At 48.2% G+C, this 24,163-nt stretch carries 19 protein-coding genes; 10 read left to right on the top strand and 9 right to left on the bottom strand.

Going from position 1 to position 24,163, the window contains the following annotated elements:
• Positions 1-87: 87 nt before the first annotated feature.
• The 3 genes from L1285_RS00555 to L1285_RS00545 all read left to right on the top strand — a co-directional run bounded on the left by L1285_RS00555 (position 88) and on the right by L1285_RS00545 (position 3,293).
• Entirely contained in the window at positions 88-891 is an 804-nt protein-coding gene (locus L1285_RS00555) for a DUF1338 domain-containing protein (RefSeq protein ID WP_235410538.1), read from the top strand.
• A gap of 270 nt (positions 892-1,161) precedes the next feature.
• Positions 1,162-1,995, top strand: coding sequence for a polyphosphate kinase 2 family protein (locus tag L1285_RS00550; protein WP_235410537.1), 834 nt, complete (start codon positions 1,162-1,164; stop codon positions 1,993-1,995).
• Positions 1,995-3,293, top strand: a complete 1,299-nt coding sequence (locus L1285_RS00545; RefSeq protein ID WP_235410536.1) for a DUF2252 family protein — start codon at positions 1,995-1,997, stop codon at positions 3,291-3,293. Before L1285_RS00550 ends, L1285_RS00545 begins: the two co-directional genes overlap by 1 nt.
• On the opposite strand, the gene L1285_RS00540 is transcribed toward L1285_RS00545, so the two are convergent.
• Positions 3,279-4,220, bottom strand: a complete 942-nt coding sequence (locus L1285_RS00540) for a ribonuclease Z (RefSeq protein ID WP_235410535.1) — start codon at positions 4,218-4,220, stop codon at positions 3,279-3,281. The genes L1285_RS00545 and L1285_RS00540 overlap by 15 nt on opposite strands.
• A 147-nt stretch (positions 4,221-4,367) precedes the next feature.
• Between L1285_RS00540 and L1285_RS00535 the strand changes: the two genes are divergently transcribed.
• The 3 genes from L1285_RS00535 to L1285_RS00525 all read left to right on the top strand — a co-directional run bounded on the left by L1285_RS00535 (position 4,368) and on the right by L1285_RS00525 (position 7,153).
• The gene (locus tag L1285_RS00535) at positions 4,368-4,640 is read left to right on the top strand and encodes a DUF3081 domain-containing protein (RefSeq protein ID WP_046005274.1); all 273 of its coding nucleotides are present in this window, start codon (positions 4,368-4,370) and stop codon (positions 4,638-4,640) included.
• Positions 4,641-4,772: 132 nt separating this feature from the next.
• Positions 4,773-6,374 carry an AbgT family transporter gene (locus tag L1285_RS00530; protein WP_046005275.1) on the top strand — a complete coding sequence of 534 codons (1,602 nt, stop codon included), beginning with the start codon at positions 4,773-4,775 and terminating at the stop codon, positions 6,372-6,374.
• Positions 6,375-6,517: 143 nt separating this feature from the next.
• On the top strand, positions 6,518-7,153 hold the full coding sequence (locus L1285_RS00525) for a glutathione S-transferase family protein (RefSeq protein ID WP_235410534.1): 636 nt from the start codon (positions 6,518-6,520) through the stop codon (positions 7,151-7,153).
• A 41-nt stretch (positions 7,154-7,194) separates the two neighbouring features.
• Here L1285_RS00525 and L1285_RS00520 read toward each other — a convergent pair whose 3' ends face one another.
• Together L1285_RS00520 and dapA are read right to left on the bottom strand one after the other, a co-directional pair.
• Positions 7,195-8,493: a DEAD/DEAH box helicase gene (locus tag L1285_RS00520; RefSeq protein ID WP_235410533.1), complete on the bottom strand. Its 1,299-nt coding sequence runs from the start codon at positions 8,491-8,493 to the stop codon at positions 7,195-7,197.
• 75 nt (positions 8,494-8,568) lie between these two features.
• A complete protein-coding gene (gene dapA / locus L1285_RS00515; protein WP_235410532.1) occupies positions 8,569-9,483 on the bottom strand; it encodes a 4-hydroxy-tetrahydrodipicolinate synthase in 915 nt (304 codons plus the stop codon).
• Positions 9,484-9,636: 153 nt separating this feature from the next.
• Between dapA and L1285_RS00510 the strand changes: the two genes are divergently transcribed.
• Complete coding sequence (locus tag L1285_RS00510; RefSeq protein ID WP_046004259.1) at positions 9,637-10,290, top strand: DUF6058 family natural product biosynthesis protein; 654 nt, start codon at positions 9,637-9,639, stop codon at positions 10,288-10,290.
• A 51-nt stretch (positions 10,291-10,341) separates the two neighbouring features.
• Here the strand turns inward: L1285_RS00510 and L1285_RS00505 are convergent, their stop codons facing one another.
• Together L1285_RS00505 and L1285_RS00500 are read right to left on the bottom strand one after the other, a co-directional pair.
• On the bottom strand, positions 10,342-10,599 hold the full coding sequence (locus L1285_RS00505) for a hypothetical protein (RefSeq protein ID WP_082078863.1): 258 nt from the start codon (positions 10,597-10,599) through the stop codon (positions 10,342-10,344).
• 221 nt (positions 10,600-10,820) lie between these two features.
• A complete protein-coding gene (locus L1285_RS00500) occupies positions 10,821-14,225 on the bottom strand; it encodes a rhombosortase-dependent cadherin domain-containing protein (protein WP_235410531.1) in 3,405 nt (1,134 codons plus the stop codon).
• A gap of 264 nt (positions 14,226-14,489) precedes the next feature.
• Between L1285_RS00500 and L1285_RS00495 the strand changes: the two genes are divergently transcribed.
• The gene (locus tag L1285_RS00495) at positions 14,490-16,337 is read left to right on the top strand and encodes a TonB-dependent receptor (protein ID WP_235410530.1); all 1,848 of its coding nucleotides are present in this window, start codon (positions 14,490-14,492) and stop codon (positions 16,335-16,337) included.
• Between the two features lie 67 nt (positions 16,338-16,404).
• Here L1285_RS00495 and L1285_RS00490 read toward each other — a convergent pair whose 3' ends face one another.
• The gene (locus L1285_RS00490) at positions 16,405-16,800 is read right to left on the bottom strand and encodes a cytochrome b562 (protein ID WP_235410529.1); all 396 of its coding nucleotides are present in this window, start codon (positions 16,798-16,800) and stop codon (positions 16,405-16,407) included.
• Positions 16,801-16,882: 82 nt separating this feature from the next.
• Here L1285_RS00490 and L1285_RS00485 point away from each other — a divergent pair, with 82 nt between their 5' ends.
• Positions 16,883-17,935 (top strand): ABC transporter substrate-binding protein, encoded by a 1,053-nt coding sequence (locus L1285_RS00485; RefSeq protein ID WP_235410528.1) that lies wholly within the window; start codon positions 16,883-16,885, stop codon positions 17,933-17,935.
• Between the two features lie 189 nt (positions 17,936-18,124).
• Positions 18,125-19,768, top strand: coding sequence for a S8 family serine peptidase (locus L1285_RS00480; RefSeq protein ID WP_235410527.1), 1,644 nt, complete (start codon positions 18,125-18,127; stop codon positions 19,766-19,768).
• A gap of 66 nt (positions 19,769-19,834) precedes the next feature.
• Here L1285_RS00480 and L1285_RS00475 read toward each other — a convergent pair whose 3' ends face one another.
• The 3 genes from L1285_RS00475 to L1285_RS00465 all read right to left on the bottom strand — a co-directional run bounded on the left by L1285_RS00475 (position 19,835) and on the right by L1285_RS00465 (position 24,006).
• Complete coding sequence (locus L1285_RS00475; RefSeq protein ID WP_235410526.1) at positions 19,835-20,650, bottom strand: DMT family transporter; 816 nt, start codon at positions 20,648-20,650, stop codon at positions 19,835-19,837.
• The gene (locus L1285_RS00470; protein ID WP_235410525.1) at positions 20,644-21,603 is read right to left on the bottom strand and encodes an ecdysteroid 22-kinase family protein; all 960 of its coding nucleotides are present in this window, start codon (positions 21,601-21,603) and stop codon (positions 20,644-20,646) included. The genes L1285_RS00475 and L1285_RS00470 overlap by 7 nt, the downstream gene beginning before the upstream one ends.
• Before the next feature lie 150 nt (positions 21,604-21,753).
• Positions 21,754-24,006, bottom strand: coding sequence for an acyl-CoA dehydrogenase (locus L1285_RS00465; protein WP_235410524.1), 2,253 nt, complete (start codon positions 24,004-24,006; stop codon positions 21,754-21,756).
• Positions 24,007-24,163: the final 157 nt, after the last annotated feature.

The following is a 24,163-nucleotide window of genomic DNA, read 5'->3' as shown; positions in this document are numbered from 1 at the left end:
CGCCTGGTAAAAATCGAATTAAAAGTTTGCGTCGTGCTTAGTCGTAACATTTAACGCGGCTGGGCCGCCATTTTAAGGATTGTCATTATGCACAACAATGTAGATAGCTTATTTGAAAAACTATGGAATAACTACCTAGAAGTTACTCCTTCAGCTGTTAAAGTCCACGAACTACTTGGTTCTACGCAACAGGATGATGTGATCAACGATCATATTGCACTGCGCACCTTTAACCACGAAAAAATTGGCCTGGAAAAACTGGCAGCGCATTTCAAAGCGGTTGGCTATACAGAGTGCGGTGAATACCATTTTGAAGCCAAAAAACTCTATGCCAAGCACTTTGAGCACAGCGATCCGACCAAACCAAAAGTGTTCATTTCTGAGCTGATGGTAGAAAAGTGCTCACCTGAACTGCAAGCTATCGTTAACGAGCTGGTTGAGCAAATCGACGAGAGCGCCGTTACTGCGGAAAACTTCCTGTACTCAGGTACGCACTGGCAAGTCAGCCACGAAACCTACAAGCAGTTGCTGGCCGAGTCTGAATACGCTGCCTGGATGGCGGCATGGGGCTACCGTGCTAACCACTTCACAGTGAGCATCAACCACCTGGGTAACTTTGAAACCATCGAAGCGGTGAACCAGGCACTGAAAGACGCCGGATTTGAACTGAACGCCTCTGGTGGTGAAATCAAAGGTTCACCGGAGGTGCTGCTTGAGCAATCATCAACACTGGCAGACCATCAAGCTGTGGCATTCAGCGATGGCGAGTTCAGCATTCCAAGCTGTTTCTACGAGTTTGCGCTGCGCTATAACAAGCCAGATGGCGAAATCTACACAGGTTTTGTTGCAGCATCTGCCGACAAGATTTTCGAAAGTACTAACGCGCGCTAATCGCGCTATCACAGTAACTTGTCAAAGCAGCCATCCGGCTGCTTTTTTATTGCCTGATTGCATCGATTCTATGGCGAGATCAACCTTTTAAAGCAAAAACTCTGTCAGTATGGCGCAACATTGTGGTTGTTTTGAAAAGCAATGACGGTTAAGTTTTCAAATGTCACAAAACAGTCTTAACAAAACTGTCATTGTTCTGAGCTAGCGTAGAGGTATCAAGCTGGCAAAAAGCGCGACCATGACAGTGATCACTGCCAACGAGGTAGAGTTGTGAATATTGAACCTAAGCTTAGTGTATTATTAAATCGCCAGATCACGGTCAAAGCACCGCTGGAGCATCCGGCACTGGATGACAAAAAAGCCTATCGGCGAGCGCTGAAATACTGGCAAAACGAGCTGTTGCACGTGCAGCAAGCCTACTTTCACCAGGGACGCCGCGCGCTGATCATCTTTGAAGGTTGGGATGCGGCCGGCAAAGGGGGCGCTATTCGCCGCATCACTGAACGGCTGGACCCAAGGGGTTATCAGGTTTTTCCCATCAGCGCGCCAAAAGACGAAGAACAAGGCAGGCATTATCTCTATCGCTTTTACAATAAACTGCCAAAGGCCGGTACGCTGACCATCTTTGACCGCTCCTACTATGGCCGTGTGTTGGTCGAACGCGTAGAAGCGTTCGCAGCACCGAGTGAATGGCAACGGGCCTATCAGGAAATTAACGAGTTTGAACGCCTGCTTCATGATGACAATGTGAAGGTGGTGAAACTATTTCTGCATATCAGTGCTCAGGAGCAGCTGAAACGCTTTGAAGAGCGTCTTAATAATCCTTATAAGCGCTGGAAACTGACTGAAGAAGATATTCGTAACCGCAACAGACGCGACGATTATGAACAAGCCATAGACGATATGTTTGCCCGCACCGATACCCAGCAAGCTCCCTGGCATCTGGTCCTTGGGGAGCATAAATGGTATACCCGGGTAGAGATACTCAAGACCCTGGTAAAAACACTCAGCGACGGAGTAGACACAGCTCCCCCACCGGTGGACCCAAACGTGGTCAGATTGGCAAAAGAGCATTTAGGTATAAAACACAAGAGGAAGGACTAATGGAAAGAGCAGATGTACTCGGTCAATATTTTGATCATCATGACGGGACACATCCCAGCATGACCTTAGCTAAGCACAGCAAGATGGCCTCCAGCGCATTTCGCTTTTTCCGTGGCTGTGCCCCTTTGATGTATCGGGATCTGGCGCAAGAGGTTATTTCATTGCCTAAAACCCTGTTTGAGTTACCTTTAACTAACGTGCTCGGAGACTGTCATGCCAGTAACTTTGGGTTTTTAAGCGAAGAAGGCTCGCACGGCGGCACTTTGGTTTTTTCGCCGAACGACTTTGATGATGCCTGCGTCGGCCATGCAGTATGGGACCTGCTGCGTTTTTTGGTCAGCCTGCCTCTGGCCCAGCAAGAAGGTGCCTTGTTGCAAAGTAACAGTGAGGATATGAAGCTGAGGCAGAAGCCCCTGGCTGACATGGCACAGGTTCACCGGGCTCAGCACACTTTTATCGATAGCTATGTGGCCACCTGTGAGGCGTCGTTACGCGGAGAAAACAACAACCAAAGCGCCCTTACTCAGTTCGCTCAGGAGCATATTTTACATAAACGCTGGCAAAAAGGCTTACAACGTCTGGTCGGGGGCGCTGCCTTTAACCTTAAGAGTAGCCTGGCCAAAGAAGTGGATTTGAATAACACCCCGCTTCAGTTTAAGGATGATGATGAAAAATTTATTCGCTTACACGAAGATTTCAGCAATGCCTTGATTGAGTACTTCCGCCCCTATGTCGATGACGAGATAATCGACTGTGTTGAGCGCCTGGATGCCGGAACCGGGTCTAATAACCTGAAACGTTACTACCTGCTGGTTGGTCCTAAATTTTGCTCTTCTGCCGAGCTGTATCACATAGTAGAAGTCAAACAACAGCAACTGGCTGCACCATTACATTATTTCACCGACCTGAGCCCAATCAACCGCCTTAACCATGCGCACCTGACCGTTAATTGCCAGCGCAAAATGCAGCGCCGACCCGATCTGGTCTTAGATGATGCATTATGGCAAGGCACACACTGGCTGGTGCGCTCGCGTCATCATGCTCGGGTTGGCATTGACCCTGAGCATATTGTGTTAGGCAAACGCGCCGCCCAGCGCGATGGCTTATGTCAGTACGCACAAGCCTGTGCTACTGCGCTCGCCTATGCGCACATGCGTGGCGATCGCCGCTCGTTGATGTTTCAACAGGTCGTTACAGATGTTTTGCCAGCGGCCAGAGATGAACTGATTGACACAGCGAACGGTTATGCCAATCAGGTCGAACAAGACTGGGGGCTTTTCTGCTCACTCAGAAAGTAGCTGTTTAGGCACAGTTAAAACCAAAAAGTCGTAAGCCAGGCGCAAATTCCCATGAAAGTGTGTTCTGGCTTCATTCTCTAGTACGTCAAGCATGCCCTCACCATGATAACGCACACTAAAGTGGGTCAGTATGAGTGCTGGGATCTGATATTGCTGGGCAAACTGCGCAACCCGTTTAGCATCGCTGTGACCAGTATGGGTGCCAACCCGCATCAGATCCGGGTGAGTAAATGTCGCCTCGTGCACTAGCATATCTATATCGTCGCAGTATGACGACAGCAGCGAGGGTTTTTCATTGTCCCCACAAACAATCACGCTTCTGGGTCGCCAGCTGGGGAATGCATAAGTGTCGGCTGCAAGCCTTTGCCCCTGGTAAATGACATCCTGACCTTTTTGCAGCAAGTTGTAGTGCGGCCCGGTTGCTATCCCCTCATTCTGCAATTGTTTAATTCTCAGTTTACGCGGAATAAGCGCCTCTGTGATTTTGAATCCAAAGCTTGGCACCCTGTGCTTCAAAGGGATGATCTCGATATAGCAAAACCCTAAAGAAATAAACTGATCACTTTGCTCTATGGCCATCGTATGTAAGTCAAAAGGCAAGGTGACCTGAGTCAGTGCCAGGGTCGACATAACAAACTGAACCACAGCCTGTGGCGCAATCAAGTAAACAGGGTCAGTGCGGCCCGACATAGCCATTGACGCCAGCAAACCTGGCAGGCCATAACAATGGTCACCGTGTAAATGAGAAATGCAAATCACGCTCAGGTGATAGGGAGAGAGCTCTGCTTTAAGCAGTTGATGCTGAGTGGCTTCACCGCAATCCACCAGCAGCCAGGATTTGGATTTTTCGAAACTGACCCCAGTTGCCGACATATTTCGACTCAAACTGGGGCTGCCCGACGAGGTCCCTAAAAAATGTATTTGCAAAACAACTCCAAAAATACGCTATTAGCCATTGATCCTGCCACAGCTTGCGTTACAGTGGAACTAGTCCGGATGATTTGTGCCAAACGGACTGATTTACAAGCCATTTAAGGGAAATTGCACCTCTTTGCAGATTAACAGGAGCAGATAATGAAAAACGATATCGACAGTCGCCAGATCCTCGCCGTTTATGAATATATTCAGCAACACGGTGAAGCCGATGAAAATGGCAAATTGTTTGAAGGGATCCGAGCCTACTCAGATCCGGACGGTTACACTATTTACCTGGAAGGCAGCGCCTTGTTACTCAGGTTTGGCTTTCACAACACCTATCACCTGGATTATCAACACGAAAAGAATAAAGAGGACTTTATTAACAAGCTTAACTTTATCTATCAAATGGCTAATGAGGCTAAACAGTAACCAGTGTTCATAGGTACAAGTGGGTATTTTACTCATTTTGTCTCAGATTCTTTCAAAATTAACGCGTAGCTATAAAACAAATGCGCGATTGGTGGTAGAGTAACGGCATTTTTTATAATCGAGAAATTTGCTATGTCGAATGCTGTAGAGACGTCAGCTGATCAATCCAACCAGCAAAAGCAAGGCGGCCTGTTTAACCGCTTTCTAGCAACGGTTGAGTTTCTGGGCAACATGTTGCCCCACCCTATCACCCTGTTTGCCATGTTCTGTATCGCCATTGTCATTTTCAGTGGTATCGCAGACTGGATGGGGCTCAGTGCCATAGATCCGCGCCCGGAAGGTGCAAAAGGCAGAGCGCCGGACGGTGTGATCGAGGTCGTCAGCCTGATGAGTGCAGAAGGTCTGCAGCGTATCGTCACCGGTCTCGTTACTAACTTTACGGGCTTTGCGCCACTGGGGACCGTATTGGTTGCGCTATTGGGTGTGAGTGTAGCAGAACACTCAGGCATGCTTTCAGCGGCCATGCGCGGTATGGTCATGGGCGCATCTAAGCGATTAGTTACCTTTATGGTTGTGTTCGCAGCAATTCTTTCTAACACAGCTTCTGAACTCGGTTATGTTGTGTTGATCCCCCTCGCTGCCATGATTTTCCATAGCCTGGGACGCCACCCGCTTGCAGGTCTTGCCGCAGCCTTTGCCGGGGTATCTGGTGGTTACAGTGCCAACCTGTTACTGGGCACCATAGACCCGCTGCTTGCCGGTATCACTACACCTGCCGCGCAGATGATTGACCCAACCTACCAGGTTGGCCCTGAGGCAAACTGGTACTTCATGATGATCTCGGTATTCCTGATAGCCACCGTAGGTACTTGGGTAACAGAAGCCATTGTTGAGCCTCGCCTTGGCAAATACAACCCGGACGAAGCCAGCATTGACCTGTCCAGCAACAACATTGAACACCTGACAGACAAAGAAAAGTCTGGCCTGAAATGGGCTGGTGTTGCTTTACTTGTGGTATCAGCCTTACTGGCATTAACCATTGTGCCTGAAAACGGCATTCTGCGTCATCCTGAAACAGGCGCCGTCGCCGGCTCTCCTTTCCTCAAAGGCATTGTTGTATTCATCTTTGTGACATTCGCTATTCCCGGTTTTGTCTATGGACGAGTTGTCGGCACTATGCGCAACGATCGTGACGTCATCGACGCCATGAGTAAGAGCATGAGCTCTATGGGTATGTACATAGTGCTGGTGTTCTTTGCAGCTCAATTCGTAGCCTTCTTTAAGTGGACCAACCTGGGTACCATTTTGGCAATTAACGGTGCAGCGATGCTACAAGCGCTGAACCTGACAGGCCCTGAAGTCTTTGTTCTGTTTATTTTGATGTGTGCGGTTGTGAACCTGAGCCTGGGCTCATCTTCTGCGCAGTGGGCTGTCACCGCGCCTATCTTCGTGCCTATGCTGATGTTAGTTGGCTATGCACCTGAAACCATTCAGGCCGCATACCGAATTGGCGACTCAGTTACTAACCTGATCACACCTATGATGAGTTACTTTGGTTTGATATTGGCGGTGGCCACCAAGTACAAAAAAGACATGGGGATCGGTACTCTGGTCGCGACCATGCTGCCCTACAGCATGTGTTTCTTTATCGGCTGGGTGGCGCTGTTCTATATCTGGGTATTCGGATTCGGCTTGCCGGTCGGGCCAAACTCCCCGATTTATTATCAGCCCTAGTCAAATTATGCCAGCGCAAGCTGGCATTTTTTTTGGCGAATATGCAAGGTTCCATTTGTTTAATGGTTGATGCTGTCCTACAGTCCTATAGGAACCGCCGAAAAGGAGTTTAAACCTACGACATAAACTATTTAAGGCTAACCATGTATACACTGTTCTACTATCCACGAAACGCGAGTTTAGCGCCTCACTTTGTTCTTGAAGCCCTCAAGGTCCCCTACCAGCTTGAACTGGTCGACAGAAAAAAAAATGTGCAGCGGTCGGCACAATATTTACAACTCAACCCGACAGGACGGATCCCAACCTTAGTTGATGACGAGTTTGTTCTGTTCGAAAGTGCCGCTATTTGTCTTTACTTATGTGAAAAGCACCCTGATGGTCATTTAATTCCTGCAGAGCCAAAACAAAAAGCGGAATTTTACCAGTGGCTGATGTATCTGACGACCACAGTTCAGGCTGAGCTGATGATCTACTTTTACCCGGAGCGCCACACGCAAAGTGCACTCATGTATGACGATATTGTCAGAACCCAACAGTCGCGTGTGCAAGATATGCTGACCCTGCTCGACAGACATCTGGCAGATAAAACCTATATGGTTGGTGAGCAGTTCACGGTCTGTGATTGCTATTTATTTATGCTCTGTATCTGGGCCGATGAGCTTGCCAAGCCGCCGCTGCAATTTGAGCATCTGGGACGTTACTTAGGTGGTATTTCAAGGCACCCCGCGATTGAGGCGGTATGTAAAAAAGAAGGGACAGAATTAGGCATGTATCGCTGAGTATTCAGTCTGGCCTGCTAGGCCAGACTGAAGGATATTAACTACTTTTGCAATTTTAGCTGAGCGCCTTTTAATCTCTGACGAACGTTACTAATCTTAGCGCGGTTTTTAGCGCGCGCTTCACCGCTGGCCTGATTGCTCGGACGGTTAGTACGCGCCTTACGACGCTGATGAGACGGCTTCTTAGCCAGGTTTTCAATCAGGTTTTCGCGGCTGGCGACCTCATAACCGGGCAGATAATAGCGCTTTATTTTCTGGCCAATTAAAGTTTCGATATGAAGCAAAGTCTGCTCTTCTTCTCGTGCCACAAAAGAAATTGCCTGACCCGAGTTGCCCGCACGGCCGGTACGACCAATACGGTGCACGTAGTCCTCAGCAAGGTAAGGTAAATCGTAGTTGATTACGCGAGGGAGTCCGTCAATATCAATACCGCGCGCCGCCACCTCAGTGGCAACCAGCACTCTGACCTTGCCCTCTTTAAACTCACGTAATGCCCTGCGACGAGCGCCCTGGCTTTTATCACCATGGCAGACTGTAGCACTGATCCCATCAAGCTCCAGCTCTTTGACCAGCTGGTCGGCATCGTCTTTCATATTGACGAAAACCAGGACCTGCAACCAGTTTTTCTTGCCGATCAACTCAGACAGCAGCTCCTGTTTACGCTTTTGCTCAACCGGGTAAACAACGTGTCGTACGGTTTCTGCGGTGGTATTTTCTTTTGCCGCCTGAACTAATTTAGGCTCACGCAGTACTTGCTTGGCAAATTGCTTAACCGCAGTCGGGAAAGTCGCAGAAAATAGCAGTAACTGTCTGTCTTCGCTGACCATGTCGATGACCTTTTGCATATCTGCAACAAAGCCCATATCCAGCATACGGTCCGCCTCATCCAGCACCAGGTACTTTACCTGTGCCAGGCTGACAGCACCCAGGCGGATCAAATCTAACAGCCGCCCTGGTGTGGCAACCAGAATATCAACGCCCTGAGCCAGGCGCTGTGTCTGCCCTTCAACGTTAACGCCACCAAACACGGCCTGTACTGTCAGTGGAGTATACTGGCAAAACGCTTGACAGTTGTTGGTTATTTGCTCTGCAAGTTCTCTGGTTGGCGCTAGGATCAGCGCGCGCGGTGACTTCAGTGATTCTCCCTCCAGCAAACGGTGGATCACAGGCAGTGCAAACGCCGCTGTTTTACCGGTTCCGGTTTGCGCAGTTGCTAACACGTCATGGCCGCGCCTGACGACGGGGATAGCCGCCTGCTGTATCGGTGTCAGGGTATGGAAATTTAATTCATCTAGCGCCTGTAGTAAGGCATCGGGAAAACTGAAAGACTTAAAATTCATTGCAAAAACCTGCGACCAATAATGAAGGGCCGCAGATTATACGCTATTTAATTGCCCGGTGTCACCTGCATGTGGTTAATATAGCTTAACATCGGCAGGATTAATCACATCGGCAACGCCACCAACCACTGTTTCAGCATTGAGCTGATTGATCAATTCAACACCCGTTCTTTGCTGGGATTCACTCAGTGGTACGTACGGCAGACGAAACACAGGTAATGCAGCACCTGTCATGGCCAGTGCCGTGTTGATTGCAATCGGGTTGGGTTCGCAAAACAACCAATTCATTAACGGCTGCAATTGCGCATTCAGCGGCTCATTTGGGCTGTCTATCAGTGCTCGAAACAACTGCGGAACCAGGTTTGACGTGACAGAGATAACTCCGTGAGACTGATGTACGTGACGGCTGTCATGAGCCTGGTCGTCATTACCCGACCAACAGGCAATGCCTTTTTGCTCATAATAGGCTATCCGCTCGTGCCCGGCACACTCTTTCATGCCAACAAAATTGGCGTGACCGGCCAGCGGCTCGATAATTTTGGGGGTCAGATCCTGACCTGTCCGCCCAGGTACGTTATAAATAAACGCAGGGCCGATATCCAATACACGCGCGAAATGCTCCGACAAACCAGCCTCGGAAGTGCGGCCATAGTATGGATTGATCTGCAGTGCCGCATCCATACCCGAAGCAAAGCCATATTCCGTCGCCTTAACCGCTTCACGCGTATTATTACTGCCAGTGTTGCCGACGATCACCAGCTTGTCGGAAAATTGATTTACACTGTGGGCAATCAGCATCAGGTGCTCTTCCCAGTTCATTAACTGGCCTTCACCCGTCGTGCCACCGACGACAATCCCATCAGCGCCCGCTGCAATTTGTGCCTCAACAAGCGCGTCAAAACCGGCAAGGTCAATGTTGCCGTGTAAATCATAAGGTGTTTTGATAGCCGTAATTAAACTGGCTTTTTTAATCGATTCTATGTTGCGCATACAAATTTCGTTTGATCCATTGTTTGGCGCTAAGTTTTAACACAAATGAAAGTCAGATCCGAGGGGCAATTGGAAAATTTATAAAACAGCTTGCCTAAACACACGGTTTCGGTCAAAATCAAAACACTGTATATATAACCAGTTATTTTATTTATGCGTCTGACACACCATCTCAGTACACACTTTTTCAGCGCTGACGAGCTCTGTAGCGCACTTGGAGTCACATCTGATCAGCTTATGCATTGGCAGGAAATGTGTATTTTTCCTAACGCCAGTTATAGCCTGGAAAACCAGATCAAGTGCAGTTCCTACCTCGGCCTCTATGAATGCGTTGAGCATACAGATTACTACCCTAGAGGCGCTGAATTATGGGGCCAGCTACTGCTGAAGCATCAGGTGGAGCAATCATCCCATGCTTACGAGTTGTTTCAGCAAAAGTACGTTCAAGTACTCAGTAAGTGTGCGCAACAGGGCCTGATAAGCCAGGACAGTCGCTTTAATGAAGACCTACCCGAACATATACAACAAAGCTGGCAACAATTCCTGTGCAGTAAATACGGTGTGATTAGCCAAAATGGGCTAATAGAGGAAATTGTTTATATTGACCTGGGTCGCGCTCTGGTAGACGCACTAACCGAGGATCGCACTGCCAGCCATATCCCGGCTCAGCACCGAGCTGAGCTACTTAGCGCACTTAAGCTGTTAAATCGTGCGCTCAGCCACCACATGGAACACGAAAAGCCCATGTCCATGCGTTACAAATATATTGAAAGCCTGATTGCAAAGTACGACTTATCAATTCGCTGAATACGACTGTACCGAGAGGCCTTAAAACCTCTTACTGTCGGTCTTTATGACTTAATGGGCCTGCTCATAGTGGGCTCTGAAGATTTCAAACGCCTTCAATACCCTCAGCTGGTCCTGGCATAAAGCATCGTACCAGGCATCAAACTGGCTATCATCGTCTTGTTCACTCAAAGCAAGGTACTGTGCTAATAACTCGATAATATCGCCATGTGTGCAGCTCAGATTATCCAGTTGCTTTAACTGCTCTGAATGATCTTTATTTTGTAATTCAGCGATGACGCTATTATCCAATTGTTGTGTTTTGTCCATCATGACGAATTCCTGTTTCTCAATCCATAGCTAGTTATATCAGTCTATTTCGGAATATCCAGTGCTTTATATGCCGTTCGCTCAATCTATCAACAATTTGTTATAAAAAGTAACCTTTGACACAGCCATCAACATCAAATAGCTAATTTTTACCCTTTACCAGGATACAAAAAAGGCGAGCCAGTTTTCACCGGCTCGCCTTCTGATATATCAACTTATATCTATTTACGCCTTCTGCGCAGCATTGCCAACGGCAAGCTCAGCAATGCAAGCCACGAGAATGAACCTGAATCCCCGTCGTCGTCGTCGTCATCATCGCCACGCAGGTCTCTGATTGTAACATGCACTTCAGTATGGTTAGACAAGTTACCGTAGGTATCTTCGGCTTGAACGCCAAAGTAAACCTCTTCCTGGAACTCAAAATCTACCTCTTTCGCGACGATTACTTTACCCTCAGCGTCAACACTAAATAAGCTGTTACCATAGACATGGAATTTTTCCACTGGTGATACCTCGGCATCTGGATCACTGAATACCAATTGACCGACTACAGTACCGATTGGTGTATTCTCAAGCACTTCGAAGCGCTGATTTGACTCGATAACAGGAGATGCGTCGTAAATATTGACTGAGAAGCTTGCTGATACCTCAAACTCACCATCCGTCGCATGTAGCTTAATATCGCCGCTGAATACACTGCTGGCAACACCGCTCAGCACACCTTGCGAAAATCTAAGACCCGGGATCTGCGGTTCAATAGACAGTGTTAATGTTTCACTGTCGATATCAGAAACCAGATCATTAAAGTCAATCTCAACAGGCTGACCTAGCATCACTTCAAGGTTTTCAAGCTCTCCAATAACAGGCATGTCATTGACGTTTTCAACGTTAAGCTCAACTGTGACCTCTTGTCCAGACTCAGCCTTTTCAGCAGTACCAGTGAATTTGAAGACATCTTCGCCAGTAAAGTCGGGATCTGGCTTGTAGATCACCATGTCAAACTTATCCAACGCAACAACAGAACCCACTGTCAGTAACTCTTCTTCCAGCATCAGTTCGCCTGATTGAGGTAGCTCAGCAATTTCAATCGATGCAAAAGTATTTAAGAACCTGTCTGCAAACGCTGATGCAACATTTACTGAAGTGTCCTCATCCAGCGTAAATGCATAATGTTCATCTGTGGCAGTCGAAACTTTATATGCACTACGTCCATGAGTAAAAGCAAAAATCTCATTGCCATGGAAAGTAACCTTAGCGACATTGGTATTAGCCAGGCCAGAACCATCAGCGAACCAGTTTTCACCACCGTCAGTAGAAATGAATACGCCTAAATCTGTACCGATAATAACGCGCTGAGCGTTGTTTGGATCAACCGCCACAGAGGTCGCAGGTACGTTTGGAATATCTTTGTCGATAGGCAGCCAGCTCTTACCGCCGTCTGTGGTTTTCCAGACATGTGCCTGATCAAACGTCGAAACTGTCGCATAGGCAATTTGTGCATCTGTTGGGTCAAACGCGATGGCGCTGATCGTTGCACGCTCGTCTTCAGCACCAATTTTGAAACTATGCCAGGGCTGCTCAGCATCTGCTTCTCCGGCTGCGTAATTAATGTAGATGTAACCTTCTCGCGTACCCGCCGCTACGATGTTCTCATCCTGTGGAGCAATACCGATTGCATATACTGAACTATCTAATACAGGACTGCCAGCTACCCAGTTTTCGGCCTGATCAGTTGTGCGCCAAAGCTGATTACCACCTATCCAAAGAACCTGAGGGTTAGATGGTGCCATTTCGAAGCGTGTTATGAACGGGAAGCCGTCGCCGGTTATGCCATTGAAAGAATCAGCAAATGTCACACCGCCATCTGTCGACTTCTGTATAGATAGGTTGGTATATTCGGTGAACAGTACGTTTGGATTTGTTGGATCAACCGCTGTCCAACCGCCGTCACCCCCTGTGATTTCGCGCCATTCGTTAAATCCGCCATCTTCACCAAGCAAAGTACCATTATCCTGAGTACCGCCAAAGTAGGCAGTGCCATCTGGCATCACTGTACCATGATAGAATTGTGTTACTGCATAGCCATTGTTTAGCGTCTGCCAGTTTACTTTGCCTGCAGGTTCACTGCTCGCACCACATACCTGCGCGAGGTCTAGTCGCGCGTCAAGCGCATTGTCAGTTCGTTGAATACCACCATCGTTACCTACAAACATTGTCGTGTTGTTCACGCCATCATACGCTGGGTGAAAAACAATCGTATGTTGGTCTGCGTGGGCATACAGCGGGTGATCCATACTAAACCACCAAATACTGGTGGGTACGAACGTTTTGCCGCCGTCATCTGAGCGGAATGTATCGATACCGCCCGTCCAGACTACATCAGGGTTGACGGGATCAACAGCAATGATGTTGTCATACCAGCCCTGATTGTAGAACTGAGGCTCAGGGCCATAACCACATTGCGGGAACAAACCATACACTGTGTTACTCAGTAGCAGTTTACTGTAGTCGTCTGCCGAGTCACGAGTTACCGTCGCATTCCAGGTCAAGCCCTTATCTTCCGATTTGTATACAGCTTCCATACCATGGTCATTGATGTTAGCCAGCAAGGCGTACATAATGTTGTTATCAGACGGTGCTACAGCAATGGTAGAACGGCCCTGATTTGGAACAACCAGTACTGCTGCCCAGTTATCACCGCCATCCGCACTGCGGTGAATGCCGCCAGTGTCGAAGGAACCACACGCAGTAACTAAGACATCTTTGTCACCATCATCAACCAGCGTCAGATCAGTACACCCAACGGCTGCGTCTTCGGCAACAAATACGGTCTCCCAGCTTGCTCCACTGTCTTTTGAGCGCTGTACACCGCCACGCGTTGCGGCATAAAGGGTAGACGGATCATTTTCACTAAATACAATCTTGTTTGTGTAGTGGAATAGCTCATTGCCTGCGGTTGCCTCAAGCTGCTCCCACGTTGCACCACCATCGGTAGATTTAAAAATGCCGTCTCCGCGCAAAGCATCTGCATTAAAGAAACCTTCACCCGTTCCTGCGTAGATGGTATTCGGATCGTTCGGTGCGAAAGTCAAAGTAGTCACCGCCAGGTTAGTCGCCAAATCGCTCATTGGCGTCCAAGATTGACCAGCATCGGTGGTTTTCCAAACACCTCCAGCAACACCCGCGGTGTACATGATGTCATGCTCTGTTGGGTGGATGATCAACGTTCTCGTACGGCCACCGATATTACCAGGTCCCAGCTCTTCCCACTGGCCGAGCTCTCGATTGATGCCATCAACAGAGTTCACGCGAGGTCTGTAATCAAAAACGACTTTGTTGTCAGCCAGTGAGTAGCGCTGCATGGTTTTAATCTGAGCCAATGCTTTCGAGTATTTTTCGGTCGGCAGCGTTTGTGCACCTTTCGGCAGGCGCTGTGCAATATAAAACTCTTGCGCTTCTTTTGGCTTATCGTATCGCTTTGGTGACTGAGCTTTTTTCTCAGCCTTTGCAGCCAGGTAGTCTGCTTTTTGTTCGTACATGCTTGGTTGCGCATTTTGATACGCCAGATAACTGGCACCGCCCAGCGCAATTGCAACGGCCAAGCTTACAGGGTGTAAGAGTTTCATATTTATCCCTTTTTTAAAGTAGTTATATTTTTAATAAAATGTAAGTAAACAGCTTTATTGGCACAGCTCCCAACCGTTCACCGATTAAAAAACATTAACAAAGTTAAGCACAGATGCGACAAGTTACAAATTGCGTTTTTTCATCGCATACGACTTAACCTAAATGTCAATTAAAGGTACATTTAACTGTAACAATAACAGAAATTCATCAAATATGAATGAACTCTTAACGAGTCAAGACAATTAATTTAGGGTTAGCTGTACATGATCCAGTTTTTACTTTTATCCACGGTAGCGCTCCAAAGCAGCGCCATTGAAACAATTGAAGTCATTGGCGGTAAAAATTTACTGGCCTCAGAGCCATTTACAAACGTTAACATAGAACATTTAGGCAAGGACGACCTCCATGGTGCGAGCAATACGATTGCAGATTGGATTGTTCAGGTACCGGGCGTCTCATTAAACGGCCAGGGAGGCCTCTACCAGAGCTATAGCATCCGGGGCCTGAGTCGCTGGCGGGTAAGAACTGAAGTCAATGGCATTGTGTTGCTAACAGACCGGCGCGCAGGTAACTCAGCATCCTTCATCGACCCGGGCTTGTTGCAACTGGCCAGTGTGCAAAAAGGCCCAGCTGCTATGCTCTACGGTTCTGAGGCCATCGGTGGTGTCATCTCCATGAATTCGGTTCAGGGAGAGCAAAAGACGCTGGAGCTGGGTGTCGAAGACACAGGTAACGGGCGACGTATCCTCGCTATCACGGGTGAAGAAAACTACAACCTGGCATTTGCGTACAGAAAGAAAAACAGCAGCCATGCGCCCAATGGTGATGAACTCAACAATGGCTTTGAGCAGTTTTCTTCCAGCATCCGATATAACCATCAGCTGGCAGATGATATTGAACTGAATATGTCGTGGCTCCCTTCCGTTAGTAAAGAGGTGGGGAAAAACAGTGTAACCTACCCCGAAAATCAAATTGCAATGTATCCGGAAGATTTGCACAGTCTGGCACAGGTGTCTGTTAAATCAGATCAGTGGCTGGTCAATGTGTTTCACCACTATCAAAACTGGGACAGCGACGTACAGCGCATTGGCAAACGACATAATTTAACTGAATACCAATCTCATACGCTTGGCGCAAACTTGTACCATGAATTTAACTGGGATAACCTGCCGATGCGCGCTGGCCTGGACTGGACAGCCCGGCGCGGGGTTTCGATCACAGATCAGGAAACCAATCTCAAAGCCACTGCCAGCTCCACTTTCAATACCTTACTGGATGGTCAACAAGATAACTTTGCGGCGTTTATTAACGGTATCTGGGAGCAGCAAAGCTGGCGAGCTGACTTTGGCACCCGCTTTGATCACTTCACAGCCAGCAACTTTGGGGTCAGCAAATCCGACACTCATCTCAGCCATAGCCTTGGTTTGAGTAAGCAGTGGCAGGCACACAGCATGTCACTCAACTATGCTAATGCGTTCAGATTTCCAACCCTGACGGAGCTTTACTTTAATGGGGTCACGCCGCGAGGTAACACAATAGGCAACCCGCATCTTGACCCGGAAACCAGCCAGGGGCTAGAGTTGACCTATCGTGTAGACAGCCAACAAGCCCAGACCACCCTGAGCTTGTTCCACACGCGCCTGGATGATTATATCGAGCGCGTGAAACTGGCATCAGGTGACAGAACCTATCTTAACCTGGACCAGGCAAGCATTTCTGGCGCTGAAATATCAACGCAGGTTGAGGTGAGCGATGCGCTATCTTACACGCTGGGGTACACACATCAGAAAGGCGAAAGTGACACGGGTGATTACCTCTCGGATATCGCTCCGCGTAAGTTGAGTCTGTCCGGGCGCTATGCGTGGCAGTCATTTGAATTCAAAAGCGCGTTAAACTACCAACTGGCGAAGCATCAGCCGGGATCAGGTGAAACAGATCTGGACAAAAGCCTGGTAGTCGACTTTAACGTTAACTGGTTTGTAGATGAACACTGGACCTTGCGTGCGGGCGTGCTAAACCTGTTCAACCGCCTGTACAGAACGACCGCTGACGAAGATGCACCATTTCATACCGAGCGCACTATTAAATTTGATGTCAGCTGGACTATCTAAACGTCAAATACGCAGAATGCCGTTATCACACGGCATTCTCCAATTAAAGTAACACAATTAAGGTAGGCTATTTACCGAATAAAAGCTCCCAGAAACCCGGCGGTTCGTGTAATTCGTGGTACTCTTTTCTCAGCTCATCTACCTGCTTGAGTAATTGTTTGGCCTGCTGTATTTGCGCTTGCGCAACTAAGCTTTGTGCCTCGCGGATAATATCGGATACCTTGTCCAGTCCTTGCAAAGATTGTGATTTAACATCCGCTTTAAAGTGATGTTGTTTACTCTGTTGGAGTAACAATAGCATGGTATTCAGGTGCTTGTTGACCTCGTCCGGCTGTTGCGCCTCCATTGCTTGTTTATATGCATGCCCCATGTTTTTCATGGTCTGGTTCAGATCCTGGCCTTCCTGTGCGCTTACCACTTGGGCAAAACACATAGAAAAAAGAAATATTATCAAGCGTCTCATTTTTCCCCCTCTAACAAGAATGCGCTAGTATATAAGTAAACGTGCAGCAAACAAACTGTTCGACCTGTCATTGAGGAGCACAATGAAACAAATAATTACGCCCGTTGTACTGCTGCTCTTCGTCACTTTCACAGGCTTTGCACAAACCATCACGGTCACCTTTGTCAATCCGGGCAATCAACGAGATAACCCGACAGGCGCATTCTGGCATAATGTCACAAAAGTGATGGAGGCCGCCGCCCAAGATCTCGACATAGAGCTGACTACCCTGTACGCCGAGCGAAATCATATTGATATGAAGAAGCTGGCGCAGCAAGCACTCAGTTCCTCTGCCGATTACCTGATCCTGGTTGATGAAAAAGGCGTGATAACGGATGCCTTACTGACGGTCCAGGGGGAACATAAGCGCATAGCCTTTCTGCTCAACAGCCCGGACAAACTCGCACTCAAGCGCATTGCAGCAAAAGGGATAGGTGTGCTTGGCTCGGTTACGCCGGATAATTATCAGGCTGGCAGGATCCTTGCGAAATTACTGCATGAGTCCTTGCCCGAGGACAGCAGACAAACGACAGACAGGCACATCATGCTAGCGCTATTGGGTGATGTCGCCACCAACGCCGCCATTGAGCGCGAACAAGGCCTGCTAGGCTATACCAACCGCACTTATGGTGTAAACTTAGTAGAGCGGGTCAACGCACAATGGTCCGAACAAAGTGCTTATGAATTGGCCAGCGGACTGCTACAAAGATTTCCCGATACACGACTGATCTGGTGTGCCAATGATGCAATCGCACGAGGCGCAGCGCGTGCCGCAACCGACCTTAAGTTCAGAGACCAGTTACATATCGGGGGCATTAACTGGGATCAGGGTCATGAAAATGTCATCGATATTTCACTGGGCGGTCATGTGTTGTTAGGTGGCTATTTACTGACAGAGATTAGAAAATTCCATAACCGTAAGATCAGTGCTATCGGCGAGCAAAAAATTGCTATTTTTCAGCCATATTCTGAAAATTTCAGACCTTTATATCAGGCTATCCATGGCACTGGCTTGAACAAGATTGACTTTGAACAGTTCACCACTGGCGGCCAAAGTTACAGTATTAAGACACTGAATCAGCAATTAAAATTTTAATTTTTTTATCCGGCTTCTGAAAAATAAAATATCAATTAAGTTGCATTTGCAACAAAAACCAATCTATAAAACCCACCCGTTGAGTATAAATTTTGCACAGCACAATTTTCCTTATTTTTTCATTATTGACAGCGTTGACATTCCCTGTTTTAGTTATAAGGGTTAACAACATGTAATATAGGTAAACTTATGAAAACCAAAGTTCTAACAAGCGTAAAATACTCACTGCTCGCACTGGGCGTTACTGCTGCACTTGGTACAGCACAAGCCGCAGAGACGCAGCGTGTCATTGTCACAGTTAAGGATTCGGCAGTTGCCAATACGCTACCAATGCGCGTATCAGCCGCTGAGCTGGCTCAGTTTAAAGCACAGGAGCTTGCCAGTGTTGCTACTCAAGCGAATGCGCAAGCTATCGAGACCCTGCCCAGCGTCAATGCCGTTGTCATGGAGCTGACGCCTGAGCAGCTTATCGACCTGGAAGCAAGCGGCAGCATTGAGTCTATTGAGGCCGACCCTAAGCGTTATTTGCCAGAGGTGAGCAGTGAATCTGTTGTACCGTATGCAGAATCGGTCCCATACGGCATTAACATGGTGCAGGCGAACCTAGTCAGCGATGCCAGCGCGGGTAACAAAAAAGTGTGTATCATGGACACGGGTTATACACGCGGCCACCCTGACCTTCCCAGCACAGGCATCACCGGGAATGACGGTCATGGCTCGTATAACACAGGTAACTGGTATCAGGACGGTAACGGCCACGGTACACACGTAGCGGGTACCATTGCAGCGCTTGGTGGCAACGGACAAGGTGTGGTAGGCGTCAACCCATCAGGTCAGCTTGGTTTGCATATCGTGAAGGTCTTCAATGACCAGGGCAGCTGGGCATATGGCTCAGATCTGATCAAGGCGATTGAACAATGTGAAGCCGCTGGTGCAGATGTGACCAGCATGAGCTTAGGTGGCAGTGGCAGCTCAAGTGCAGAGCGCAACGCGTTTGCATCAAGCGCACAGCGCGGCATGCTACACATTGCAGCCGCGGGTAATGGCTCAAACAGCTCATTCAGCTATCCGGCATCTTATGACGCCGTGGTATCCGTGGCAGCCGTAGACAGCTCTGAGCGCGTAGCCTCTTTCTCACAATACAATAGTCAGGTAGAAATTGCCGGCCCGGGTGTAGGCGTTAACTCAACATGGAATGACAATAGCTACAAGAGCATCAGTGGTACGTCGATGGCAACGCCTCATGTATCGGGCGTAGCTGCACTGGTCTGGAGTAACTTCCCGCAATGTAGCGCCGCTCAGATCCGCTCTGCCCTGAACGCCACAGCTAAAGATAAAGGCTCAGCCGGCCGTGATAACTACTATGGTCATGGTATCGTACAGGCGAAAGCCGCTTATGATTACCTGGTTAACGCTGGGTGTAGCGACCAGCCGGTTTTAGTTGCAGACTTCAGCGCCACGCCAAATGGTCTGAGCGTTCAGTTTAGCAACAAGTCTAGCTCAGGTACTTACAGCTGGAACTTCGGTGATGGTAACACCAGTGCTCAAACCAATCCAAGCCACACTTACGCACAAGCCGGTACTTATAGTGTTACTCTGACAGTGACAGGCGCAAACAACAAAACCGCGTCAAAAAGTCTTAATGTCACGGTTACAGATGGCGGCAACGGCGGTGGTTGTAGTGGTGTAGAGGCCTGGAATGCAGGTACTTATTACAGCACTGGCGACAAAGTATCGTACAGCGGCTATGAGTATCAGGCGACCTGGTGGTCACTAGGTGCGCGCCCTGATATCTTCAGCAATGTATGGCGCAAAGGCGCACAATGTAAATAAACCAGTATCAAGACAGCGCTCAGGGATGAGGTTGTCGTATCGGGAGCAAGCTAAGTGCTTGCTCCTTTAATACAAAGAGAGAGTCCCTGCCAAAATAACAGCAATACTAAACCATTGATAACCTTTCAGAGTTTCCTTGTAAAAATAGACGCCCAGTAATGCCGCACTGGAAATACCAATGGCGCGTTTGATAGCCTCCATCACGCCCGGCTGCAACTGTTGCAAAGCGAATAACTGAAATAACACGGCCACCGCAAAGGCCAGCGCCGCACAGGCCCACAACCACTTGGAGCTCAACAGTCGTTTAACCGATAAGGTGGGTTTAAACACCATGCCGTTGATCAGCACCACAGATACCGTCAGATAAATCAAATGAAAGCTGACTTCGCTATATTGCAGGGCCTGTTTATCAAACACGATACACATACCCCAGCACAGCGCGGTTACCAACACATAGCCAGCGCCTTGTTCGCGAATTGACAGTCTGCCCCCTTGCAGGATAAACGAGCCTAAAGTAATGGCACCGAGCGCGATAACTTGCGCCTCTCCAAGCGGCTCACCTAACCACAACCAGGCAAAAGCACCAGACACCACAGGTGTAATAGACAACAAAGGCAACATCACAGCAATCTTACCCACGGCCAGACCACGAATAAAACATACGCTACCAATTGCTGCAAGCAGGCCACTGACTGTGCCCGGTACAAAGTAGCCAGCCTCTGGCAAAGGCGCTTGCAACCACCCCCAGTAAATCAAATATCCGGGTAAAACTAGCAGGCTGAACATAACAGACATCAGCGGGGCACTAAATTCCTGCGCCAGTTGTTTGCGCAAAAAATCAAAGCACGCCCAGCACAGCGCACTCAAAAGTGCACTCAGCATGACGACTCACCAAGTTGTTTCAGGCACAACTCACTTTGACGTAACATGTAGGATGTAAGTTTTTGATGATCGGGCTTCCAGCCCAGTAAGAAGCGCTGAAAGTCAGCCCAAACAAATGGCCACAGCAAACGCCAGCTCTGTTCAAGCGCCTTAATTTTTGTCTCGGGCCAGTGTGTACTGAGTGCCTTGGTCAAGAATTCAAAATATCGGTCAAGGCACGTTTGTGCATGCATCTCAAGCTGCGGATCACTATATAAACTCGTCAGTAGCAACATCACGTCACTGATGCCAATGCCTTTGCCAATATGCTGAAAATCGTAGCCCAGTGCTTCTTTGCCAGAAAAAGCAAAGTTGGCCAGTTTTGCATCACCATGAATGCAGGTCTGGAAGGCACATGTATTCAACTGATGATCTATCTCGGACGCATATTGTTTTAACTGACCAGAAGCCATACGCGCATATTCATCCGGGCGGGTGTTCAGATGCCAATAGTTCCCTTGTAAATCCATTTCTGTCAAAGCCGCTGAAACAAGACCGACAGCATGAAAGCGTGCAAGCCATTTTAGCATCAACTCAACCTGTTCTGAGTCAGCTCTACTGACATTGTGATATCCCTGAGACTCAAAGTCTGTAAACACACAAATAAACACGTCGTCCTGCTGGGCCAGCGCTTTCACCTCCGGTAAAGAGCAGGCATGGACATAGTGCCTGGCAGTTTGGCGATAAAAGTTAAGCTCCTTGCGATAAGAGCGGTATTTGCGCCGCAACGAATGCTGGCTTTGAGTGATATGACGATGTGTCAGTTGCTCTGGTACCGCGGCTACTTTGGCAACGAGCGCTTCGTTTTGATAAGTGAATTTGTAAATGTGACCACACCCACTCCAAAGCGCCTGGCTGTGTTGTGAGTCAGGCAGCAAGGCCAAGACATGGGAAATCAATGCGTCAGTTGACATAGCGCTCCCTCAAATCTCTGTGATGTTAAATAGTTATGCTTTTTAATAGTGTAACATGTCTGCCTTTGTCTACCCAGTTGTGAACAAACACACAAAACAAAAAAAGCCCCGAATCAACGGGGCTTTACAGAGACTAATTAATGATTCGTACTATTGGTTAACAACCGATTTTACTGTGCCAGACGCGGTGCTCTCGTCCAGCAAGTTCAAATCAAAGTCAAACTCGTCAACGCGGATAGCTTTTTCGCGCTTACGGTTATAATCGATCAACTGTGCGTACTCGGTCTCATTGATAACCTTGGCAATCAGCGCGTTATCCAATGTTTCGTAGAAGCGCACACCCGCTTTGATTTCGCGTTTTTTAAGTGCTTTTTTAACTTTACCCAGTAAGTCCAGACACGCAATTTTGGCTTTATAGGCCTGCTCGTTGATGTCATGTCCATCGCCTGCTTGAGGCTTAACCAGGTGTGTCAGTTGCGCTTTAAACGCGGTGTCTAGCTGTGCCGCCGTCGCCAGTTCACGTACCATGTCGTCGTTGATCTGCGGCATTGAATGGCTGAACTGCATTGTCAGCACACGCATAAATTTACGCGTACCTGGTGCCGGGAAGTTATCCAGGAACTTATGCAGCGCCTGCTCCGCTTCTACCAACGCATAGCGTGTCGCATAGTGGAAATAAGGTGCTGCGGCTTCACGGTCGGTTACGGCCACTTTTTGCTCGTAATATTTAATTGAAGCCATAGCCGCGTACAGATAGCTCATCACGTCACCCAAACGCGCAGACAACATCTCAGCTTGCTTAAGCTTTCCGCCCAAGACCAGCAAGGAGAAATCAGCATACACGGCCAGCTTAGCAGACAGGCGTTGCGCCGCCTTCTCGTACGGTTGTACTTCTGGCAGACTAGACTTACTGCTTGCGGTAAATGGTAAAACACCCAGTTTAAAGGCACGCAGGCTGTTCGCGACACTATAGCCCACTGTTTGACGCAAAATCTTGTTAAAGGTTTTGTCGGCGTCCGCTTCTTCGCTGTGAATGGCTTCAACCATAGACTGTAAGTATGGATGGCAGCGCATTACACCCTGACCAAAAATCATCAAGTTACGGGTTAGTATGTTGGCGCCTTCTACCGTAATTGCGATAGGCTGAGCAACATAACCACTGGCCAGCGTATTTTGCGGACCATTCTGGATAGCTTTACCGGCCAGAATATCCATTGCCGAGTCCAGTACGTCACGGCCAGTTTCCGTCATGTGATATTTCGCAATCGCGGTTACGACTGACGGTTTCAGACCCATGCCCAGACCTTCTGTGGTCAATACACGCATGGCTTCTTGCAGGTAGGTTTTACCAGCAATATCGGCCAGCTTTTCCTGAATACCTTCGAACTGACCTATGGCCAGGCCAAACTGTTCACGCACCGCTGCGTACTCAGATGCCGATTTTAGGGCAACCTGACTGGTGGATACGCCCAGTGCAGGTAATGAAATACCACGACCAGCGCCCAGACAGCTAACCAGCATTTGCCAGCCGCGGCCAATGTTCTGCTGGCCACCAATAATGAAATCCATTGGAATAAACACTTTTTCGCCACGAGTTGTGCCGTTATAAAAACGGATCCCCATAGGATCATGACGATTGCCCAGCTCAACACCTGGGTGCGATTTAGGGATCAGAGCACAGGTGATCCCCAATGATTCTTTACCGCCGAGTAAACCTTGCGGATCGAACACTTTAAATGCCAGGCCCAGTACGGTCGCGATAGGCGCAAGAGTGATGTAACGCTTATCCCAAGTAACTTCCAGACCCAGTACTTCTTCGCCGTTATACTGACCCTTAGTAACAATACCTTGGTCAGGAATACCACCAGCATCCGAACCTGCTTCAGGGCTGGTCAATGCAAAACATGGGATATCTGTGCCATTGGCGAGACGCGGCAAGTAGTGTGCCTGCTGCTCTTTGGTGCCGTAGTGCATCAACAATTCGCCCGGACCAAGCGAGTTTGGAACCATCACGGTCACAGCAACAGCCGAAGACTTAGTTGCGATAGTGCCCACTATGGTTGAATTTGCATAAGGGCTGAACTCTCTGCCGCCGTACTCTTTAGGAATGATCAAAGAGAAGAAACGCTCTTTTTTCAAAAATTCAAGGATATGCTCTGGCAAATGCTTTTCGTTCTGTATAACAGAATCGTCAATCATCGCCATTAGCTCTTGCACAGGACCGTCCAAAAACGCTTGCTCTTCACTGCTTAATTTGGCTTCCGGTACCGCACGCAATGCGTCGAAGTCTGGTTTCCCGCGATAGATAGAGCCTTCAAGCCATACATCACCCGCATCGAGTGCTTCTTGTTCAGTCACCGAAATGCTAGGCAATATTTTTCTTAGTTGTGTTCTTAAACTCATAATAAACTCATCCGACCAGATTGATATAGTTACATTACGGCACAAAATTTCGTTTAGATCAATTACTCTATGTTACTTTTTAACGGGTTTTTTACTGAAAGGTCTGAGTTGTTTAAAAAAATTCCAAATAATTAATAGCTTACAGGTGTTCGCTGAA

This window comes from Pseudoalteromonas sp. DL2-H2.2 (assembly GCF_021532535.1).
Lineage (GTDB): Bacteria > Pseudomonadota > Gammaproteobacteria > Enterobacterales > Alteromonadaceae > Pseudoalteromonas > Pseudoalteromonas rubra_A.
Note: the sequence above shows the minus strand (reverse complement) of the source record. Positions and strands in the feature narration are given on the sequence as shown.

Excerpts from the sequence above, each read along its gene's own strand:
- L1285_RS00475 (WP_235410526.1), bottom strand. The coding sequence starts at position 20,650 with ATGCTGAGTGCACTTTTGAGTGCGCTGTGCTGGGCGTGCTTTGATTTT.
- L1285_RS00500 (WP_235410531.1), bottom strand. The coding sequence starts at position 14,225 with ATGAAACTCTTACACCCTGTAAGCTTGGCCGTTGCAATTGCGCTGGGC.
- L1285_RS00520 (WP_235410533.1), bottom strand. The coding sequence starts at position 8,493 with ATGAATTTTAAGTCTTTCAGTTTTCCCGATGCCTTACTACAGGCGCTA.
- L1285_RS00510 (WP_046004259.1), top strand. The coding sequence starts at position 9,637 with ATGCGTCTGACACACCATCTCAGTACACACTTTTTCAGCGCTGACGAG.
- L1285_RS00530 (WP_046005275.1), top strand. The coding sequence starts at position 4,773 with ATGTCGAATGCTGTAGAGACGTCAGCTGATCAATCCAACCAGCAAAAG.
- dapA (WP_235410532.1), bottom strand. The coding sequence starts at position 9,483 with ATGCGCAACATAGAATCGATTAAAAAAGCCAGTTTAATTACGGCTATC.
- L1285_RS00555 (WP_235410538.1), top strand. The coding sequence starts at position 88 with ATGCACAACAATGTAGATAGCTTATTTGAAAAACTATGGAATAACTAC.
- L1285_RS00480 (WP_235410527.1), top strand. The coding sequence starts at position 18,125 with ATGAAAACCAAAGTTCTAACAAGCGTAAAATACTCACTGCTCGCACTG.
- L1285_RS00505 (WP_082078863.1), bottom strand. The coding sequence starts at position 10,599 with ATGGACAAAACACAACAATTGGATAATAGCGTCATCGCTGAATTACAA.
- L1285_RS00470 (WP_235410525.1), bottom strand. The coding sequence starts at position 21,603 with ATGTCAACTGACGCATTGATTTCCCATGTCTTGGCCTTGCTGCCTGAC.
- L1285_RS00490 (WP_235410529.1), bottom strand. The coding sequence starts at position 16,800 with ATGAGACGCTTGATAATATTTCTTTTTTCTATGTGTTTTGCCCAAGTG.
- L1285_RS00545 (WP_235410536.1), top strand. The coding sequence starts at position 1,995 with ATGGAAAGAGCAGATGTACTCGGTCAATATTTTGATCATCATGACGGG.
- L1285_RS00495 (WP_235410530.1), top strand. The coding sequence starts at position 14,490 with ATGATCCAGTTTTTACTTTTATCCACGGTAGCGCTCCAAAGCAGCGCC.
- L1285_RS00535 (WP_046005274.1), top strand. The coding sequence starts at position 4,368 with ATGAAAAACGATATCGACAGTCGCCAGATCCTCGCCGTTTATGAATAT.
- L1285_RS00485 (WP_235410528.1), top strand. The coding sequence starts at position 16,883 with ATGAAACAAATAATTACGCCCGTTGTACTGCTGCTCTTCGTCACTTTC.
- L1285_RS00465 (WP_235410524.1), bottom strand. The coding sequence starts at position 24,006 with ATGAGTTTAAGAACACAACTAAGAAAAATATTGCCTAGCATTTCGGTG.
- L1285_RS00525 (WP_235410534.1), top strand. The coding sequence starts at position 6,518 with ATGTATACACTGTTCTACTATCCACGAAACGCGAGTTTAGCGCCTCAC.